Source organism: Streptococcus gwangjuensis, assembly GCF_028156745.1.
Taxonomy (GTDB): domain Bacteria; phylum Bacillota; class Bacilli; order Lactobacillales; family Streptococcaceae; genus Streptococcus; species Streptococcus gwangjuense_A.
In genome coordinates this window covers 1-18,920 of the sequence record NZ_JAODJG010000026.1, presented here as the reverse complement: position 1 = coordinate 18,920, position 18,920 = coordinate 1, and the positions used below count along the sequence as shown (strand labels likewise).

The following is an 18,920-nucleotide window of genomic DNA, read 5'->3' as shown; positions in this document are numbered from 1 at the left end:
ATTATACTCTCTTTTCTATTATTTTTAAGAGAATTATAACAAATCAAGTGGACATATTTTGTCCACTTGATCAAAATAAGCAATTTTTTAAAACAAATCATCAAACAAACTCAACTGGTTATCCTCTGGCATATTGCCGAGAATGCCCATTTCATCCATCTTTTCAACCAAGGTTGAGGAAAGTCCGCCACGCTTACGTAGTTCTGTTTTAGAGAGGAATTCTCCCTCTTCACGCGCTCGCACCAATTGCTTGGCAACGTTCTCTCCCAGACCATCCATTGCTACAAATGGCGGGATAAGGGTGTCCTCGTCGATGAGGAACTCTGTCGCCTGACTACGGTAGAGATCGAGTTTGCCAAATTTGAACCCACGTTCCCACATCTCATTGACAATCTCAAGAGTTGTATAGAGATCGATTTCCACATTGGAGGCTTCGTTATTCTTGCGTTTTTCAGAGATTTCTTCCATTCTGCGCTTGATGGCATCCAAGCCAGCACCCATGGTCTTGATATCAAAAGCCTTAGCACGGATTGAGAAGTAAGCACAGTAGTAATAAATGGGATGGTGAACCTTGAAGTAAGCTACACGCAAAGCCATCATAACATAGGCTGCCGCATGGGCTTTAGGGAACATGTACTTAATTTTCCCACAGGATTCGATATACCACTCTGGCACCTTATTGGCCTTCATGGCTTCGATATAGCCATTTCTCTCCTCTTCGGAAATCTTCAACCATAAGCCCTTACGTACCCGTTCCATGATGGTAAAGGCCATCTTAGGCTCTAGACCCGCATGCATGAGGTAAACCATGATATCGTCCCGACAACCGATAACGGTTGATAGGTCCGCAATCCCTTGTTTAATCAAATCTTGGGCATTCCCCAACCACACATCGGTACCGTGGGACAATCCAGACAGCTGAAGTAACTCCGCAAAAGTCGTTGGATGGGTTTCATCGACCATTCCACGTACGAAATTTGTTCCAAACTCAGGAATCCCCAACATCCCCGTAGGCGTTCCGATTTGCTCAGGTGTTACCCCAAGCACATCTGTCCCAGAAAAGAGTGCCATAACGCCTTCGTCATCCATAGGAATTTCATTAGGGTCAATTCCAGATAAGTCCTGAAGTTTCCGAATCATAGTCGGATCATCATGTCCCAGTACATCAAGTTTGAGAACGTTCTCATCGATATCATGGAAGTTAAAGTGAGTGGTCTGCCATTCAGCCGTCACGTCATCTGCTGGATACTGGACAGGCGTAAAGTCGTAAACATCCATATAGTTAGGAATAACAACGATTCCCCCCGGGTGTTGTCCTGTTGTCCGCTTGACACCAGCTGCACCTTGAGCAAGGCGTTCCACCTCTGCATCACGATAAAACTTGCCATAATCTCGCTCATAGCCCTTTACAAATCCATAGGCAGTCTTAGCAGCTACCGTACCAACCGTTCCCGCACGGAAGGCATATTCCTCACCAAAGATATCACGCACATCCAAGTGGGCGCTAGGCTGATCCTCTCCCGAAAAGTTCAAGTCAATATCGGGAACCTTATCCCCATCAAAACCAAGGAATGTCTCAAACGGAATATCCTGCCCATTTTTGCTGAGTTTGTGACCACAGTTTGGACAGTCCTTATTGGGCATATCAAAACCTGAACCATAAGAACCATCCGTGATAAACTCACTGTACTGACACTGACCACAGACATAGTGAGGAGAGAGAGGATTAACCTCCGTAATCCCAATCATGGTCGCAACAAAACTGGAACCAACAGATCCACGGGAACCCACCAAGTAACCCCGTTCATTGGAACGTTGCACCAGCATCTGCGAAGCCAGATAAATCACAGCAAATCCATTCCCCAGAATAGAGGTTAGTTCTTTTTCAATCCGCAAATCAACAATATCTGGCAGCGGATTTCCATAAATCTCAAAAGCTTTCTTATAGGTCAACTCAGCAACTGTTTCTTCAGCCTTGTCGATGAAAGGCGTGTACAAGTCACCCTTAACAACCTCAACAGGTTCAAAGATATCTGCCAAGGCATTGGTGTTTTCAATAACCAATTTCCGAGCTAATTCCTCTCCCAAGAAGGCAAATTCATCCAACATCTCATTGGTTGTTCGAAAATGAGCCTTCGGAAGAGGAGCTGGTTGAGCATGTTCTCCATGACCGATAGTTCGGTTAATCATAGCTCCTTGTCCCAAACTACGGACAATAATTTCACGGTAAATTTCTTCTTCTGGTTCGATATAGTGAACATTTCCCGTAGCCAGAACAGGTTTGCCAAGACGGTCCCCAACCTCTATCAAACTCTTGATAATGGTCTGGAGCTCCTCCATATCCTTGACCTGCTCCTTGGCAATTAATGGCGCATAAATAGCCGGTGGCATAACCTCGATAAAGTCATAATACTTGGCCACCTCAACCGCCGCATCCACACCTTGGGAAACGACTGCATCAAAAACTTCACCCTCAGAGCAAGCTGATCCTAAAATCAAGCCTTCCCGATGGGCATCTAAAACCGTTCTTGGAATCCGTGGCACCCCTTCAAAATACTTAGTATTGGATAAAGAAACCAGTTTAAAGATATTTTTTAACCCTACTTGATTCTTGACATAAATGGTAGCATGTTTAATCCGAGCTTTTTTATAAGAATCTGGACTAATCAAATCAATATTAAGTCTAGCTAGATCGGTCACACCATGTTTCTCTGCTACTTCTTTGATAAAGATGAAAAGCAGGCGACCTGTAGCTTCCGCATCGTAATTGGCCATGTGGTGATGTTCCAAAGCCACACCAAAACGCTTGGTCAAAGGTCCCAAACCATGACGTTTATACTCAGGATAGAGGTTTCTAGCAAACTCCAGCGTATCAATAACTGGCTGGCTAATTTTAGGAAGACCATGACGCTCATAGTTGGCATTCATAAAGCCAACGTCAAAGGTCGCATTGTGGGCGACTAGAACAGTATCCTGGCAAAATTCTTGGAATTCTTGCAAAACTTGTTCCAGTGGTTTGGCATTTTTGACATGATCATCTGTAATTCCAGTCAACTCAGTAGTAAAAGCTGACAAGGGATGCCCAGGATTGATAAATTCATCAAATTCGGCAATAACATTCCCCTTGTACATCTTAGAGGCCGCAACCTGAATCAAATCATTATAGATGGCTGAAAGCCCCGTCGTTTCCACGTCAAAGACCACATAGGTTGCTTCTGACAAGTCCATCTCCACTTCGTTGTAGACGATAGGGACACGGTCCTCCACGATATTGGCTTCCATACCATAGATCAGCTGGATTCCCGCTTTCTTAGCCGCCTTATAGCCGTGTGGGAAGGATTGAACATTCCCGTGGTCGGTGATAGCAACTGCCTTGTGTCCCCACTTAGCAGCTGTCGCAACGATCTCTTCTACCTCGGGTAGTGCATCCATGGTCGACATATTAGTATGAGCATGAAACTCAACCCGGCGCTCACCTTCTGGCATCAAATCCTTCCGCTCATAGTGAACAACTTCCTGCACATCCTGCACGTTCATAGTCAAATCGCGTGTGAAGTTATTCATCTCCACATTCCCACGGACTCGGAGCCAAGAATTTTTCTTGATGAGATCAAATTTCTGAGCCTCTTCCTCGTTCTTAACCCACTTTTGCATCGAAAAACTGGAAGTATAGTCTGTCATTTTAAAGTTGATCAAAACACGCCCTGTTCTGGTCACTTTTTGCTCCACATCAAACACAACCCCTTCAAAGACCAGACGATTTTCCTCAGTCGTCACTTCAATCATAGGAGTAATCTCCGCCTTATCTAGCTTGGGTTTAGCTGCAGCTTTTTTAGCTTGAAAATCAAAGGCTGGTTTCTCTTCCGCTGGAGGAGGTGCCATCTGTTCCAGTTGCTCCATAGCACGGAGCGCTTCCTCATTGGCCGCTTGAACAATCTGCTCATTTTCAGCATGAAAGGCCTCTTCCTGTTCTTGGGTCAGCACATCATTCTTCTCGACTTGACAAGTAAAAGTTGGAAAACCAAACTTTTCAAGTTGTTTCGCTAAATTAGGAAGATGATTCTTCTTAAAATGTTCCTTATCAATCGCCTCAGAGCCTTCAATAAAGAGTTGATTGCCCTCCGCACGAACTCGCAAATTCTGATAAAGGGACTTAAAACCTTGACTAGCACATGGCCCCTCAGAAAAAGCCTCTTTATAGTAGGACTGCAAGAGTTGATTTGAAAATTCTTGAGACAGAGCCTTGATTTCGAAAATAGCTTTATTCCCTGTCTTAGAAAATTCTTCGCTCAAACCTTTCTTTAATTCTAAAAAGATTTCAATCGGTAAAATATTAGAAAATACGAAATGAAACTCCCATACCTTACTAATTTTATGAACCACAACTCGCTCAATATCAGCCTGTGCTAAAGCAGGAGCCCGTCTCATTTCAGAAGGCATCCCCAGTTGATTCATCAAAATTTCAAAACTATTTGACATTCATTTTCCTCACATTATTCTTCTACTATTTTACCATACTTAGAGGTGTTTTCTAAAGACAAAAGGAAGCCACTTCAAGACAACAAAGAATTTTCTTATGTATATCCTTACCCCTCATTTAAGGATATTTACCTAGGGAAATGAAAAAATCTTCCAAACAGTACTCCCTCCCCAAAAAAGTTAGATAAATAATTTATCCAGAGAATGTAGCTCTATTTTACACATAACGAAAACACCCCGAAAGTTAGTCGGAAAAAATCTAACTTTTGGGGTGCAATTGATTCTTTATAAAACCTGAAAAGAAATCAGTCTTTAACTTCTGCTTTCTATCTTATGCTTGATAACGTTTCACGCCATCTAGGTAGGTTGCTACCAATTCTAAATCTTTATCTAGTACGATAAAGTCCGCGTCATAGCCTTCACGGATTTGACCACAGACATCGTCAATATGAACGGATTTAGCTGGGTTGAAGCTTGCCATCATAACTGCTTCGTGTGGAGAGGCAATGTTCCAGTCAACCACATTCTTCAAACCGTCTTTGAGTTTGAGAATAGAACCCGCCAAGTTACCTGTAGATTTGAGACGAGCAGTTCCATTTGCAACGACAACTGGGAATTCTCCCAACATGTAGTCGCCGTCTTCCAATCCACCCGCTGTCATACAGTCTGTGATAAGGGCAATATTTTCAGTTCCTTTTTGTTTGATAAGGATTTCGCAGGCTTTTGGATCTACGTGGTGACCATCACAGATCAACTCTGCATAGGTATGAGGTAATTGATACATGGCTCCCACCATCCCGAGTTCACGGTGAGTCAAGCCACGCATGCCATTGTAGGCGTGTACCCAAACACTCGCTCCAGCATCGACTGCTTTTTTAGCTTCATCAAAAGTCGCGTTTGAGTGCCCAAGAGCAACCGTCACACCTTCGCCCGTAACCGTACGAACAAAGTCTTCTACACCTTCACGTTCTGGCGCAAGGGCAATTTTATTTAGCAGACCATTTGCTGCTTTTTGCCAAGCACGAAACTCATCCATACGAGGATCTTTCATATAAGCAGGGTTTTGAGCTCCCTTGTATTTTTCTGTGAAATAAGGCCCTTCAAAATAAATTCCACGAATCTTGGCTCCACTTGCTTCCTGATAACGAGCACCGATATTTTCTGTTACCGCAAGCAATTGCTCATAAGATGATGTCAAAGTGGTTGGCAAGAAGCTCGTTACCCCCATGCTGAGGAGTCCTTCACTCATGGTATGAAGGGTTCCTTCGATATTATTATCCATAACATCCACACCACCAAATCCATGAATGTGGGTATCTACAAGTCCTGGAGCAATGCTGTAGCCTGTATAGTCAATCACTTCAGCTCCCTCAGGAATCTGCTCGACATGTTTTCCAAACTTGCCATCCACAAGTTCCAAGTAACCACCACGACGAACTCCGTGTGGGTAGAAAAATTGATCCGCTTTAATATAGTTAGGCATAATGTTAACCTCCTTAAAAGATTGATTCCACAATTTATTATGTCAATTACATTATAAACCTTTCTTTTTTATTTGTAAATGGTATAGACCTATTTTCTAGAGATATTTTAAAAGAGCTGGACTTCTCCAACTCTTCTCTTTTAAATACAAGTTATTTTGATTTGACTGGCTTGTCTTGAGCTGTTTGCAAGGCTGTAGCAATGGTATCTGCATACAATTTTGCTCCTGCTTCAATTTTACTATTGTCACTTCCGAAATGGACTTGGTCTGTTCCAGTCCAAATTTCTGGATGTTCCTTAGCAACTTGATTCCAATCTGCTATCGTGATGTAAGGTGTCTTCTCTGCCAATTCTCTCATATAGGCAGCCTCTTTCTCAACGATTGCATAGGTCTCTTTTGCCTTATCCCCCTCATAAGGAGTCACCAAAACCATATGGTGGCCCTTAGGAAGATTTCTCACGATACTATCCCAATCTTCCTTGTAATTTTCAGGATTATTTACCCCAGTTGCAATAATCACCATCTTTGGTAGAAATTTATTCTGGCTATTATTTAGCATGATTTCATTGGCAGTCTTGGTTGTTCTGCTGACTTGTGCATTAATCTGTGCCCCAGGAAGGGCTGTCTGCAAAGCTGTATTAGCTCTTAGCGCTACCGAATCACCAATTAGCATAGTGCCATCAGCAATTCCTAAACTATCAGCTTCTGCTCGTTCTGCCATCAACTTGGTCTGATCAATATTTGTTGCAGCTTGCTTCAAACCATTGACAGTCAAGTCTGTCTCAAACGCTCCCACTTGTGGTGCCATCAAAGTCACTACGAAGACAATGAAGGCCAAGATTCCTGTACTTGCAGCAAGGATTGTGTGAATATAAGGCAGGGGACGAAGAGTTTGTAGAATAGGTGTGTCCTTTCCTGCAATCCAAGGTTCCAACACATAAAATGATAGGCTGGCGAATCCATAAGAAAAAATCAAAGTTAATAACACAGCAAGAAGATTTGATGTCAGCTGTGAAAAAATGATATAGAAAGGCCAATGGAAAAGATAAACCGCATAGCTAGTATCCGCTAAAAAGCTGATAATCTTTGGCTCCTGCATGTTAGGAGTCTTTTCATGTAAGACACGCGCCGCTAAAATCATAGCAAGGGCTGCAAGGCTGGCAAGCAAGAAGCCCATAAGATAGGCAAAGAGATAGGTAAATTTGACAAAGAAGGTCAAAATGAGTAAGAAGCCAAAACCTCCTGCAAAAACCAAAAGGGTCTTGCGTAAATCCCAGATTTTATCCAATTGCTTAACTAAAGAAGTCGTCTGACGAACGCCTACGATAGTTGCTAACACACTTCCCAAAAAGAATGGATAGACATGGGTTAAACTGGAGAAGTACACAGAGGAATAAGAGGTTACTAGAAAACTACCGATAAACATGGAGAAGAAGCTGATCACGAAGGCAGCAGCAGATAAAAGAAAGACCATTCCTCTCAACTGACCATTTGATCTGGACTGTTTAGATAAGAACCAAACTGCCAATCCCCAGAGGATATAGTAGTGCACCTCAACAGCCAAGCTCCAATTATGAACAAACAAATGAGGAATGAACTGAGATTCATAACTCCCACCTGTTAGGAGCTCATAGAAGTTGGTCATGAAGCCTAAGACACCCGCAATCTGACCCCCAATTCCAGCCACATAATCTTGCCGAACTAGAAAAGTAAAGGGCATGGTTACCAAGACCATCAAAACCACAGGTGGTACGATACGATAAAAGCGTCTCCTAAAAAATCCAACCAAATCAATTTCATGATTTTTAGAAAATTCTTCGATAAGTAGAGCTGTAATCAGGAAACCTGAAAATGTAAAAAAGACATCTACCCCGAAAAATCCTCCAGGAAAGATCGTCTGAAAGAAATGATACAAGAGTACCAAAAGTAAACCTGTAATCCTAATCAAGGAAAACCATTTAATACGCATACGAGTTTATTCTCCCTTTCATTATACACTTTATTCTATCAAAAAAAGAAGAAAAATCCTAAGAGAAAACTTAGGATTTTTAGCTTATATCAATTCCATTTTAGAAATTACGGCCTGACTTATTATAGCCATATTTTTCAACAAAATACTCACGGAATTCCAAGAGATTATCATCCATAATGGCTTGTCGCACTTGCTTCATCAGGTTAAGCAAGAAGTAAAGATTGTGATAGCTAGTCAAGCGGATACCGAAGGTTTCATCAGCCTTGAGGAGGTGACGAAGGTAGGCGCGTGTATAGTTCTTACATGTGTAGCAATCACACTCAGGATCCAGTGGCGTAAAGTCCTCAGCAAACTGAGCATTTTTGACAACCAAACGACCTTGACTGGTCATACAAGTTCCGTTACGAGCGATACGAGTCGGCAAGACACAGTCAAACATATCTACACCACGAATCACCCCATCAATCAAGCTATCTGGCGCTCCCACACCCATCAAATAGCGAGGTTTATTTTCAGGCAGCAGTTGAGTTGTAAAGTCCAAGACCGCATTCATTTCTTCGTGGGTTTCTCCCACTGCTAAGCCACCGATAGAGTAGCCTGGGAAATCCATGCTGACAAGGTCGTGAGCTGATTGGCGACGCAAGTCTTCAAATCCTGCACCCTGCACAATTCCAAACAAACCTTGGTCATGTGGACGACGGTGAGCCTTCAAACCACGCTCAGCCCAACGACTGGTACGCTCGATTGATTTCTTAACGTAGTCGTATGGTTGATAAAACTGAGGACATTCGTCAAAGGACATCATGATGTCTGAACCCAGATTATTTTGGATAGAGATGGCCTTTTCTGGAGACAGGAACATCTTAGAACCATTGAGATGGTTTTTAAAAGTTACCCCTTCTTCTGTGATATTTCGGCTATCTGCTAGAGAATAAACCTGGAAACCACCACTATCTGTCAAGATTGGTTGATCCCAATTCATGAACTTGTGAAGACCACCTGCGCGTGCGATGAGTTCATCTCCAGGGCGGAGCCAGAGATGATAAGTGTTTGATAGGATAATTCCCGACCCCATCTCCTTCAATTCTTCAGGCGACTGAGTTTTGACAGTGGCTTGTGTTCCAACTGGCATAAACATAGGTGTTGGGAAGGTCCCGTGTGGGGTAATAATTTCCCCTAGACGTGCTCCTGTGTGTTTTTCTTTCTTAATCAAACGATATTTGATTGGTGAATCTGACATTTTTTACCTCCGAAGCTGGGAAAGACAGTCCCAGTTCATACTTTGTGCCCAAGGGCATACTGTATGATTTTATCAAAAAAAGCTGGAACTGTCACGAACTATGGTATGAACTATGGTATAATGAGAGAATGAAATACCCAAAAATTGATTTAAAAACCATTCGTCTGCAGGCTAGACAATTTCAGGCTGAAAATCCCCGCCTCTTTCTCGTCTATCTCTTACCTAGCATGCTGGTCATCTTATCTGGCTTCCTCAATCCCTTAGAGCGCATCAACGAGTCTATTTTAGAGCAATCCTTTTTAAGCGTGTTTGGTCATGTATTCCAAGCCTACCTCTTTCCACTATTAGTATCCTTTATCGGGACGATACTTCTAACCAGCTCAGTTTATACAACGCTGAAACTCATCAAGAATCCAGATACAGAACTATCCGTCAAAAATAGTTTGGCTCTCTTTAACGAAGAACACTTTTCACAAACCTTTTTGACTCTTCTTCTCAAACGTTTCTATCTCTTCTTATGGAGCATTCCTAGTTTACTCGGGATTTACTTCCTCTTTTACAGTAGCTTTCTAGCAAAGAAATTCGTTGAAATCCATCCTGAATTTCCCAATCTGGATCTCACGTCAATTGAAACTGAGCGTTTCCTCATGACCTTTGGTCTTTACTTCCTAGCAAGTATCCTCTTGATGATTGTCGGAAATAGTCTCTATATCCCACAATACTATGCCTATTCACAGGTAGAATTTCTCCTCTGTGACACCCTAGACTTGGGACAAGCTAAACCAGGGCAAATACTTAAAACCAGCCGTTTCTTAATGAAAGGTTACAAATTTCAGCGCTTTGTCCTAGACTTACAACTCCTTCCTTGGTATTTCCTCAATTGGATTACCTTTGGGATTGCTAGTTTCTCACTCCTACCCTACATTCAAATCAATAAAATAATTTTTTACCGAGCAGTACTGGCTCGAAAACGTCCAAAAGCTTGAAGGTTTTTCCCTCAAGCTTTTTTCTATCAATGAGTTTCTCCACCTACCAACTTGAGGTCCTCATCTCTATGTTCGATAATGGCTCTGATTGCCGCTTCTATCCCTCGCCTAATATCCACTAAACTCATAGCTGGAGTAGTCGGCCTATTCACCACCTGTTCCATCATATAAGGAATGTGCATAAAACCTGCCTTAACATGTGGAAATTTCTTCTCTACCAAATAGAGGGCCTGATACATCAAATGATTGCAGACAAAAGTCCCTGCCGTATTGGAAACAGAGGCCGGCAAGCCCTCTTTTTTTATAGCTTGAACCATCGCTTTAATCGGCAGACTACTAAAGTAGGCCGGAGCACCGTCTGGGCGAATGGGAAGGTCAATCGGTTGATTACCTTCGTTATCAGGAATGCGTGCATCGTCTTGATTAATGGCTACTCGCTCAGGTGTCAAGCTAGTTCTTCCACCTGCTTGGCCGATACAAAGGACAAAGTCAGGTTGATAACAACTCATCTCTTCTTCCAATACTTGAGCCGATTTGTGAAAGACTGTTGGCACTTCTAACCAACGGACCTCAGCACCATGGATTTCAGCTGGTAAACCTTTAATGGCCTCTAAAGCTGGATTAACCTTTTCCCCTCCAAAGGGCTCAAAACCTGTCACTAATACTTTCATTTCTAACTCCTCAAAACAAATTCAATGAGACTTTTTTCTTAAAAACAAGTATAACATATTTCCCTTATTCTGGAGTGAAAAGGACTAGAGGGGATTAGACCGGCATTAAAGTTTATTTAAAGAGTAAAATACTAATCAAGGCCAAAATAGCTGGTCCACCTTGCTTCAAAATAATTTTCTTATCTGCTGTGAGAGAGCCATAAGCCACAGCACCAATCACAAATAAAACAAAAATAGTCACAATTTCTAAATTCTGTGAGAAATAAATGCCATACAAGAGAAAGACTCCTAGCAGAGCATTATAGATTCCTTGATTTTTAAACAATGAACTTACTGACGGACGAGCCAGTTCTTCCTTATCCATCTTAAAAACACGACTAGTCGCATCTGATTGCGTTGCAATACTTTCCAAATAAAAAATGTAAAAATGCTCCAAAGCAACGATTGTTGCTAAAATGATTGTAATAATTGACATCTATTTCTCCTTTTCTCCTTAAATTTCTATATTCTCAATACCCAAAACCAATTTATTTACTAAACGGCTGAGTTCTGTTCTCTCAGACTCTGTTAAGATACTTTCCATCGCTTCCTTAACCTTGACATGACTCATAGGAGGATTCACCACTAACTGCTCCTTGGCATACTTCGTAGCCTCCACCAACACTTCTCGCTGATTTTCAGGATTGCGATGACGCTCCACTAAACCTTCCTTTTCCAGAATCTTGAAATGTCGTGTCAAGGCGGCCTGATCAATCTTCAAACGCTCCTGAACCGCCATTTGATTACAGGGAGAATTCTCCAATAAAAACAGTAAAATCTGATACCGTGTCAAACTAATCCCAAGTCTTTTTTCAAACAATTGCGTACTCGCTTGCTCAGACAAGCGGAGTTGATAAAGCAGATCTTGAATCTCTATCATTTCTTTTCTCTTTTCGATTGATTCATCAATAATTGACTAATCAAATATAATATAAATTAAAATAGATTGCAAGAATGTTGCTTGAATTATTACAAGATGCTAACTTTCCATTTTCCATTCATATTGATACTCAATGAAAATCAAAGAGCAAACTAGGAAGCTAGCCGTAGGTTGCTCAAAGCACAGCTTTGAGGTTGCAGATAAAACTGACGAAGTCAGTAACCACACCTACGGCAAGGCGAAACTGACGTGGTTTGAAGAGATTTTCGAAGAGTATGACAAAGAAAAAACGAACGAGGCTCGCTTCCTATCACGAAAGCTTCATCTCATTCGTCAAAATGATATTACCAAGTCTGGTTTATCCATTCATTGAAACATGAACGTGATCATAGTGGTTTTCTGTCACGCTACCACGGTCTGGCATTGGGTTCCAAGTATTAGCTGGCCCATATTTGCTATCGAATGGAGCATAGAAACGTTGTTTCCAAATAATGTAACTAATTCCACGGCTGGCCATGTTTTGAATAGCGTATTCCGCAATCTTATCCCCTAGTTCTGAGCTTTCTGGCACCATAAAATCGATAGCCAAACCTTTTCCGTGATCTCCACTATCTCCTGGACGGTAACCACTAAAGGATGTGATGCCAAACAAGTCGGCAATCTCTTCTTTAAAGGCAGCTGTTTGTGGTTGAAGACCTGCATTTTCAGATTTCGCTACCGCAAGTCCAGCATAATCTGGAGCTGCTGGAGCTGCGTAAGTTGCTGAAGTTGTTTTCGTCTCTTCTGGTTGATAAGTAGAAACTGCTGTTGTAGCTTCATTTGATGATGCTTCTTTTGCTTCTTCTGAACTTGTTGCAGTTGTTTCGGTTGCTTTTTCTTCTACTGGCGTTGTAGTTGCTTCCACTACTGGTTCAGCTTGAGGGCTTGCTTGTGTTTCATGCTTATCAGCTGGAGTCGTTGCCTGAGGAGCTGCCTCTGCAACTGCACTACTTGTTTCGGCTGTTTGCTCCTCTGAGACAGAAGTCTCTGTAGATGGTGCCACTTCTTCTGCAGTAGCAACTGTCTCTGCAACTTCTGAATTTGTTGCTACTTCTTTTGTACTTGTATTTTCTACCTCTTTTGGCGCTTCTGCAATCGGTTGAGAAAGGTCTGCAACCTGAACAGTTTGATCATCAATCGTCACTTGATTGGTTGTCAAATCTGCTGTCGCAGTTGTCACTTCTTCACTAGAAGCCGCTTGAGGTGTTTGGATTTCAACTTCCGTTATTTCTTCTGCTTCATTGACAGTCGTTGTCAAAACAGTTTCTGGGAAAATCAAGTCCATATTCGTGATTTTATTCAAATTCGCAAGAACTGTGACATCTACACCCAAGGCTTCTGCAATGGTGCTCAAGGTATCACCATACTGAACGGTATAACTTGTTTTGTTATCCGTTTTAGTCAAATCGTTTTGGATTTGCTCAACACTACGTGCAGTCCAAAGAACTTCTTCTGCTTGAGTTGCCAATACTTGGGCAAATGACAAGGCTACTGTTGAGGCTAATAATATTCTTTTCTTCATTCTTTCAAATTCCTTTCAAATGAGTACCTATCTATCATAACACAAAAAATGCAGAAAAAAAGCCCTCTTGGGCCTATTTAACAGAACTGTCTATTCCTTGTAACAAACTCTGTTACTTGAAACAGTTTGTTAGGTCTCTGTTACAAAACTGACACAATCTTATCGTTCCCAATCCCCAAAAATGTAAGGAATATCTGCTAACCCTTGAATTCTGTGATTTCCTTCATAAGTCGACTCTAAAAAGTTGATACTTTGAATCCCACTATTCTGAGCAAATTCCACATCCAGAGTCCGATCCCCTATATAATAAGTATTATCATGATTCAACTGATACTTGTCTAACAGATAGGTAGCCGCTTCTGAACTAGGCTTGCGCGCAAAGCCACTCTGACTGGTTAAAATCTCCGTGAAATAGGATTCCAAACCCAAGTCTCTGAGAATGGTAAGAGCATTGTCTCCCTTATGAGTGTAAACAAACTGCTGAATTCCTGCTTGGTCTGCCCAAGCTAGCACATCACGCGCACCTGGCATCAAAACTACCTGAGCATTCTTCTCAGCCAGACTCTGGGCACGCACCTGATTTAGCACTTCCACATCTATCTTTCGCTCTTCTGCCACCTGCATAAGTAAATCCTGCACAGAAAACTTGAGGATAAACTCTCTCACCTGCTCCTTATCATAAGGAATAGAAAACTGACCAAAAGTTTCCTCAATCCCTGACAAAATCGCTTCATAAGAGTCCAATAAAGTCCCATCTAAATCCCAAATAAAAGCTGTTTTTTGCATTTCCTATCCTTTCAAGCTCATATAACGCTGGTAACGGTAACGTAGAAATAACCAACGAAAACCATTATCCAAAAGGGTTCCGGCCCAAATACCAGGCAAGCCCCAACCAAGCACAATCCCCATCAGATATCCTGTTCCAATGCGGATACACCACATTCCTATACTTGTCGCATAAAAGGGAAGCCGAGCATTGCCCAAACCCTGCCAGACTGCTGTATAGATGACTGTTCCTATCGTCATAGGAGTACCAAGTAGTGAAAACAGTGTCACTAGCACACTAGCCTCCACCGCTAGAGAATCATTCGTATAGAGATGAGTCAGTGGTATGCCCAAGGCATAGACACTAAGCGTCAAGGGCAACATGAGAAGCAGAGAAAGCCAAAAGGTTTGCTTGCTCAAACTAGCTACTCTTTCCCAATTATCCTCTCCAACTGCTCGGGCCACCAGCATGACCGTTGCCGTAGCTACGCCAAAGGCAGGCATGTAGTTAAACTGGGTCAAGACTTCTCCAACTGCATTCCCAGCAACTGCCTCCGTTCCAAAAGAAACGACCAAGGCAATGATCACGACATCACCAGCCCGCATCATAAGCCGCTCTCCAGCTGCTGGCAAAGCTAAGGTCAATAGTTCCTTATCTAAACCAAAAGTCGGTTTCTCAAAAGGCAACTTTAATTGCGACCATAAAATCACAAGACCTACCAAGCGAGACAGAATTGTCCCCCAAGCAACACCAGCTATCCCCATATCCAGAACAAAAATAGCTAGACTTGAAAAAAGAATATTCAAGGCATTGGATAAAAGACTCACATAGAGGGGCAAACGTGGATTATGCGTTGCACGAATCAAAGCTCCCAGACTAGTCATTAAACCTAAGAGAACAATCGATCCGCCCACCAAGGATAGGTAGAGTCCTCCACTCTCAGCTACATCTCTCTCCGTCCCCAAAAGTCCTATTATCTCTTGCCCAGCGAAGATGGACAAAGCTCCTAAAAGGAAACTTAATAGTAAAGTAATCTTCAAGGCTTCAGTCACATGATAGGCTAACTTCGACTGGTCTTTCTGCCCCAAACTTTTTGAAATAACACTGGAAATAGCAGCTCCCAGAGCGATGAAAATCGCCTGGTAAATCGTGATAATATTGCCAGCTACTGATACACCTGAAATAGCTATCAAGCCCAAGTGGGCTACCAAGTAACTATCCACCATCCCCATGAGCATCTGCAAAAAGTTTTCGCCCATAGCTGGCAAGGCAATATTAAGAATGTCTTTATTTTTCTTAAACAATCCTTCCTCCTGATGAAAAGAAACTCAGTTGGTTTCCCAACCGAGTTTACTCCCTCTGTCTTAAAGTCCTAGATAAGCCTCAACCGCTGCTTGCATGTCAGCAGCTGCCACTGTTGTCTTGTGACGAACAGGAGCTGTTTCAAGTCCATCAACTGCTGGTGGCACAGCCACTCCTGAAATATCATGTAATTGAGCCAAGGCTTCAAAGTCGCCAAGCCCTGATTTTCCAGTTACAGCTTCTACTGCAACCACTGGGAACTTGTATGGACTCGCTGTTGAAGCAATCACTGTCTTAGTCACATCGCCAGTAGCCGCTTGGTATTTCTTATAAACTGCCGAGGCAACCGCCGTATGTGGATCCTCGATATAAGAATCTGACTCATAAACACGCTTGATTTCTGCCGCTGTTTCTTCCTCAGTCGCATATTCAGCTGCAAAGAGGTTAAGAATCTCTGCATCAAAGTCTGTCAACTCATATTGTCCTTGCTTGTTCAAGGCATTCATGAGTTCAGCTGTTTTAGCCGCATTATTACCCAAAAGGTGGAAAATGAGACGCTCCAAGTTTGAAGATACTAAGATATCCATAGATGGGCTAGTTGTTACCTTAAACTCACGCTTCTTATCGTAAACACGTGTCTTGAAGAAGTCTGTCAAAACATTGTTGTCATTTGAAGCACAGATTAATTTACCAACTGGAAGACCGATTTGTTTAGCATAAAAGGCAGCCAAGATATTTCCAAAGTTTCCTGTTGGTACTGTGAAGTTGACCTTATCACCAGCCACAATCTCACCAGACTTAACAAACTGAGCATAGGCATAAACATAATAAACAATCTGTGGCACCAAACGACCGATATTCATAGAGTTTGCTGATGAAAATTGTAACTTGTTGGCCGCTAATCTTTCAAGAAGAGCCACATCGTTAAACATATGCTTCACATTTGTTTGCGCATCGTCAAAGTTACCATCAATGGCGATAACATGAGTATTATCACCAGTCTGAGTGGTCATTTGCAACTCTTGTACCTTGCTGACACCATCCTTTGGATAAAAGACGATAATCTCAGTACCAGGAACATCCGCAAACCCTGCCATAGCGGCTTTCCCAGTATCACCAGATGTCGCTGTTAAGATGACAATCTTGTTCTCCAAACCATGCTTCTTAGCAGCTGTTGTCATAAAGTATGGCAAAATAGACAAGGCCATATCCTTAAAAGCAATTGTTGAACCATGGAAAAGTTCCAAGTTATATTGACCGTCTAATTTCACCAAAGGCGCAATAGATGGAGTATCAAATTTGCTATCGTAGGCATTGTTGATACAGTGGTCCAACTCCTCAGCTGTAAAGTCATCTAAAAATGCTGACAAAACTAACTTAGCCACTTCTTGATAAGAAGCATCTTTCAATTTGTCAAAGTCCAAATCTACCTTTGGATAAGTAAGCGGTGTAAACAAACCACCGTCCGTCGCCAAACCTTGTAAAATAGCTTGGCTGGCAGTTACTGTATTGTTAGCATTACGCGTTGATTGATAAACTAATGTCATTACTCTCTATCCTTTATCTATAGTCTCTTCCATTATATCATGATTTTTCAGAAAATTCTCCCTTTATAAGAGAAATTATAGGCTCAATTCTTCTTTCAAAGGCTGTAAATAGGTCATTTCTCGCTTATTTCTCATCTCCAGTCCTTCCTCAGCTAGAAGGAGTAAGTCTTTGGAAATTTCAATAATCGCAGTTTCTTCCTCATCTGTAAGCTTTTTCTTAGAAAATTGTCGTCTTAAAAACTTGTAATTACGACCAAATGCTTCAAAGAAAGGTGCTGCTTCTAAGTAAGCTTCTAACTTATCTAAATTAACTAATAATCCCAAGTGAAAGGCAGCAGAAGCGAAGGTTCTATCTAGAGGTTGAGTACACACACTACGAAACTCAACTGTTCCTCGAGTCGTTAAGTCTTGGTACTGGTAACTACGATGTGTTTCAAAATCTTTCTCTTGAGGGGAAATAATAATCTCATCCCCATTAAGTGCATATGCTTGGATTTCAGGTGTAGGCAAATAGTCCCTTGCCTGAATCGGATAAAAATAATAGGTTTGTTCATCACGTTCCGCAGTAAAAATTGCAGAATGATCTAGATAATCAAAAAAATCATCCTCATCTTCAAAGAGTCTAGCATTGACACCAACATTCTCTGGATAGATACCATGCATCGATTCTTCCCAGAAAATATCCCTTGAAATTTTCGTATCCCAATCCTCACCTGAAAACTCAGAATTGGCAAATAAATAAGCCTTAACTGCTTCAATTTGGGTAAAAGCATTAATCACTCGTAAGTAGTTAGACTTTGAAACATCCAACTGTACCTGACTCCCACAGATAAAAGCACCATATTTAGGGAAATGATGCAAGTCTGATTTAGCAACATTTCTACTCAAATTCAAATAGTCCATCAACATCTGATAGCGTGGGTAAGCCACTGGACAATTCTCATTTTTATCCCAGTTAGGATGAATACCGCAGCCAACGATAGCATGATTTGATTCAGCTAACTTCTTCTGGATTGCTTCCATATAAATACTAAAACGTTCTTCAACCTCTTGTATCGTTTCAGCCTTACCAAATGCAAACTCAATCGTAGTATAGGAAACTTCAAATAAAATAGCATCCTGACTTACTGGATCCACTAACTGAATAGGATTCCCAAAATCATCTACCTTTTCTACAGCTAAATTCAAAGCAGAAACTAAATATCGGAATAAGTGCTTGATAACTTCAACATCTGTAGCATCCCCTTCTAAATTTGTAACAGGATATTCCAGCTCAATCCCGACAAACAATTCAGAATTTTCTTTAATATTTTTCAAATACCGATATTTTAATAAATCGATAGAACGATACATACTTCCCTACACTTTCATAATCTAGATAAAATTTGAATAACTACTATTATACTAAAAATTATATAAAAAAGGAACGAAGATTTACAACGTTCCTTAACTCTATACTATACCGGCGGCCGGGGTCGAACCGGCACGTCCTTGCGGACACTGGATTTTGAGTCCAGCGCGTCTGCCAATTCCGCCACGCCGGCAAATAGTAACTGGGGTAGCTGGATTCGAACCAACGCATGAGGGAGTCAAAGTCCCTTGCCTTACCGCTTGGCTATACCCCAATAATATAAAATAGGCGAGTGATGGGGATCGAACCCACGCATGCCAGAGCCACAATCTGGTGTGTTAACCACTTCACCACACCCGCCATAATTCTATTAACACGGGCAGTAGGAATTGAACCCACACTGAAGGTTTTGGAGACCTTAGTTCTACCTTTAAACTATGCCCGTAACTAAAATAATGGAAGGGGAGGGATTCGAACCCCCGAACCCGAAGGAGCGGATTTACAGTCCGCCGCGTTTAGCCTCTTCGCTACCCTTCCGAAAAATATATAATGGCGCGAGACGGAATCGAACCGCCGACACATGGAGCTTCAATCCATTGCTCTACCAACTGAGCTACCGAGCCTTATTGCGGGAGCAGGATTT

14 protein-coding genes and 6 tRNA genes are annotated in these 18,920 nt (G+C 41.9%); 2 read left to right on the top strand and 18 right to left on the bottom strand.

Translation table 11 applies throughout. From position 1 onward, the window contains the following. Positions 1 to 87: 87 nt before the first annotated feature. The 4 genes from N5909_RS01725 to tgt form a co-directional block, all read right to left on the bottom strand. A complete protein-coding gene (locus tag N5909_RS01725) occupies positions 88 to 4,479 on the bottom strand; it encodes a PolC-type DNA polymerase III (protein WP_033681183.1) in 4,392 nt (1,463 codons plus the stop codon). A 331-nt stretch (positions 4,480 to 4,810) separates the two neighbouring features. Then, complete coding sequence (gene nagA, locus N5909_RS01720; RefSeq protein ID WP_033681181.1) at positions 4,811 to 5,962, bottom strand: N-acetylglucosamine-6-phosphate deacetylase; 1,152 nt, start codon at positions 5,960 to 5,962, stop codon at positions 4,811 to 4,813. 151 nt (positions 5,963 to 6,113) lie between these two features. Next, positions 6,114 to 7,931, bottom strand: coding sequence for an acyltransferase family protein (locus N5909_RS01715; protein WP_033681179.1), 1,818 nt, complete (start codon positions 7,929 to 7,931; stop codon positions 6,114 to 6,116). Positions 7,932 to 8,031: 100 nt separating this feature from the next. Next, positions 8,032 to 9,174, bottom strand: coding sequence for a tRNA guanosine(34) transglycosylase Tgt (gene tgt, locus N5909_RS01710; protein ID WP_001285237.1), 1,143 nt, complete (start codon positions 9,172 to 9,174; stop codon positions 8,032 to 8,034). Positions 9,175 to 9,302: 128 nt separating this feature from the next. Between tgt and N5909_RS01705 the strand changes: the two genes are divergently transcribed. Then, the gene (locus N5909_RS01705) at positions 9,303 to 10,160 is read left to right on the top strand and encodes a DUF975 family protein (RefSeq protein WP_033681176.1); all 858 of its coding nucleotides are present in this window, start codon (positions 9,303 to 9,305) and stop codon (positions 10,158 to 10,160) included. Between the two features lie 26 nt (positions 10,161 to 10,186). Here the strand turns inward: N5909_RS01705 and pcp are convergent, their stop codons facing one another. The 3 genes from pcp to N5909_RS01690 form a co-directional block, all read right to left on the bottom strand. Then, positions 10,187 to 10,831: a pyroglutamyl-peptidase I gene (pcp, locus tag N5909_RS01700; protein ID WP_271630698.1), complete on the bottom strand. Its 645-nt coding sequence runs from the start codon at positions 10,829 to 10,831 to the stop codon at positions 10,187 to 10,189. 112 nt (positions 10,832 to 10,943) lie between these two features. Then, positions 10,944 to 11,306 carry a DUF1304 domain-containing protein gene (locus N5909_RS01695; RefSeq protein WP_225742286.1) on the bottom strand — a complete coding sequence of 121 codons (363 nt, stop codon included), beginning with the start codon at positions 11,304 to 11,306 and terminating at the stop codon, positions 10,944 to 10,946. Positions 11,307 to 11,324: 18 nt separating this feature from the next. Further along, complete coding sequence (locus N5909_RS01690; RefSeq protein ID WP_225742287.1) at positions 11,325 to 11,750, bottom strand: MarR family winged helix-turn-helix transcriptional regulator; 426 nt, start codon at positions 11,748 to 11,750, stop codon at positions 11,325 to 11,327. 133 nt (positions 11,751 to 11,883) lie between these two features. Between N5909_RS01690 and N5909_RS01685 the strand changes: the two genes are divergently transcribed. Further along, entirely contained in the window at positions 11,884 to 12,123 is a 240-nt protein-coding gene (locus tag N5909_RS01685; RefSeq protein ID WP_225742288.1) for a hypothetical protein, read from the top strand. Here N5909_RS01685 and N5909_RS01680 read toward each other — a convergent pair. From N5909_RS01680 to N5909_RS01630, 11 genes are all read right to left on the bottom strand, one after another. Further along, positions 12,109 to 13,311, bottom strand: a complete 1,203-nt coding sequence (locus tag N5909_RS01680) for a LysM peptidoglycan-binding domain-containing protein (RefSeq protein WP_225742289.1) — start codon at positions 13,309 to 13,311, stop codon at positions 12,109 to 12,111. The genes N5909_RS01685 and N5909_RS01680 overlap by 15 nt on opposite strands. A 159-nt stretch (positions 13,312 to 13,470) precedes the next feature. Then, positions 13,471 to 14,097: an HAD family hydrolase gene (locus N5909_RS01675; protein WP_225742290.1), complete on the bottom strand. Its 627-nt coding sequence runs from the start codon at positions 14,095 to 14,097 to the stop codon at positions 13,471 to 13,473. Positions 14,098 to 14,100: 3 nt separating this feature from the next. Then, the gene (locus N5909_RS01670; RefSeq protein ID WP_033688021.1) at positions 14,101 to 15,381 is read right to left on the bottom strand and encodes an MATE family efflux transporter; all 1,281 of its coding nucleotides are present in this window, start codon (positions 15,379 to 15,381) and stop codon (positions 14,101 to 14,103) included. Between the two features lie 60 nt (positions 15,382 to 15,441). Further along, the gene (gene thrC / locus N5909_RS01665) at positions 15,442 to 16,926 is read right to left on the bottom strand and encodes a threonine synthase (RefSeq protein WP_271630697.1); all 1,485 of its coding nucleotides are present in this window, start codon (positions 16,924 to 16,926) and stop codon (positions 15,442 to 15,444) included. A 75-nt stretch (positions 16,927 to 17,001) separates the two neighbouring features. Further along, positions 17,002 to 18,279 carry a glutamyl-tRNA synthetase gene (locus N5909_RS01660; RefSeq protein WP_033681158.1) on the bottom strand — a complete coding sequence of 426 codons (1,278 nt, stop codon included), beginning with the start codon at positions 18,277 to 18,279 and terminating at the stop codon, positions 17,002 to 17,004. A 107-nt stretch (positions 18,280 to 18,386) separates the two neighbouring features. Beyond that, positions 18,387 to 18,470 (bottom strand) — tRNA-Leu (locus tag N5909_RS01655). A gap of 9 nt (positions 18,471 to 18,479) precedes the next feature. Beyond that, a tRNA-Gln gene (locus N5909_RS01650) sits at positions 18,480 to 18,551 on the bottom strand. A 13-nt stretch (positions 18,552 to 18,564) separates the two neighbouring features. Next, a tRNA-His gene (locus tag N5909_RS01645) sits at positions 18,565 to 18,637 on the bottom strand. A gap of 14 nt (positions 18,638 to 18,651) precedes the next feature. Continuing rightward, positions 18,652 to 18,722: transfer RNA gene (locus N5909_RS01640), tRNA-Trp, on the bottom strand. Positions 18,723 to 18,733: 11 nt separating this feature from the next. Continuing rightward, a tRNA-Tyr gene (locus tag N5909_RS01635) sits at positions 18,734 to 18,814 on the bottom strand. Positions 18,815 to 18,827: 13 nt separating this feature from the next. Next, positions 18,828 to 18,900: transfer RNA gene (locus tag N5909_RS01630), tRNA-Phe, on the bottom strand. Positions 18,901 to 18,920 lie beyond the last annotated feature (20 nt).

Bases quoted from the DNA above. Each gene is read 5' to 3' on its own strand.
- N5909_RS01680 (WP_225742289.1), bottom strand. From the start codon at position 13,311: ATGAAGAAAAGAATATTATTAGCCTCAACAGTAGCCTTGTCATTTGCC.
- N5909_RS01705 (WP_033681176.1), top strand. From the start codon at position 9,303: ATGAAATACCCAAAAATTGATTTAAAAACCATTCGTCTGCAGGCTAGA.
- pcp (WP_271630698.1), bottom strand. From the start codon at position 10,831: ATGAAAGTATTAGTGACAGGTTTTGAGCCCTTTGGAGGGGAAAAGGTT.
- nagA (WP_033681181.1), bottom strand. From the start codon at position 5,962: ATGCCTAACTATATTAAAGCGGATCAATTTTTCTACCCACACGGAGTT.
- N5909_RS01695 (WP_225742286.1), bottom strand. From the start codon at position 11,306: ATGTCAATTATTACAATCATTTTAGCAACAATCGTTGCTTTGGAGCAT.
- N5909_RS01725 (WP_033681183.1), bottom strand. From the start codon at position 4,479: ATGTCAAATAGTTTTGAAATTTTGATGAATCAACTGGGGATGCCTTCT.
- thrC (WP_271630697.1), bottom strand. From the start codon at position 16,926: ATGACATTAGTTTATCAATCAACGCGTAATGCTAACAATACAGTAACT.
- N5909_RS01675 (WP_225742290.1), bottom strand. From the start codon at position 14,097: ATGCAAAAAACAGCTTTTATTTGGGATTTAGATGGGACTTTATTGGAC.
- N5909_RS01690 (WP_225742287.1), bottom strand. From the start codon at position 11,750: ATGATAGAGATTCAAGATCTGCTTTATCAACTCCGCTTGTCTGAGCAA.
- N5909_RS01660 (WP_033681158.1), bottom strand. From the start codon at position 18,279: ATGTATCGTTCTATCGATTTATTAAAATATCGGTATTTGAAAAATATT.
- tgt (WP_001285237.1), bottom strand. From the start codon at position 9,174: ATGTCAGATTCACCAATCAAATATCGTTTGATTAAGAAAGAAAAACAC.
- N5909_RS01715 (WP_033681179.1), bottom strand. From the start codon at position 7,931: ATGCGTATTAAATGGTTTTCCTTGATTAGGATTACAGGTTTACTTTTG.
- N5909_RS01685 (WP_225742288.1), top strand. From the start codon at position 11,884: ATGAAAATCAAAGAGCAAACTAGGAAGCTAGCCGTAGGTTGCTCAAAG.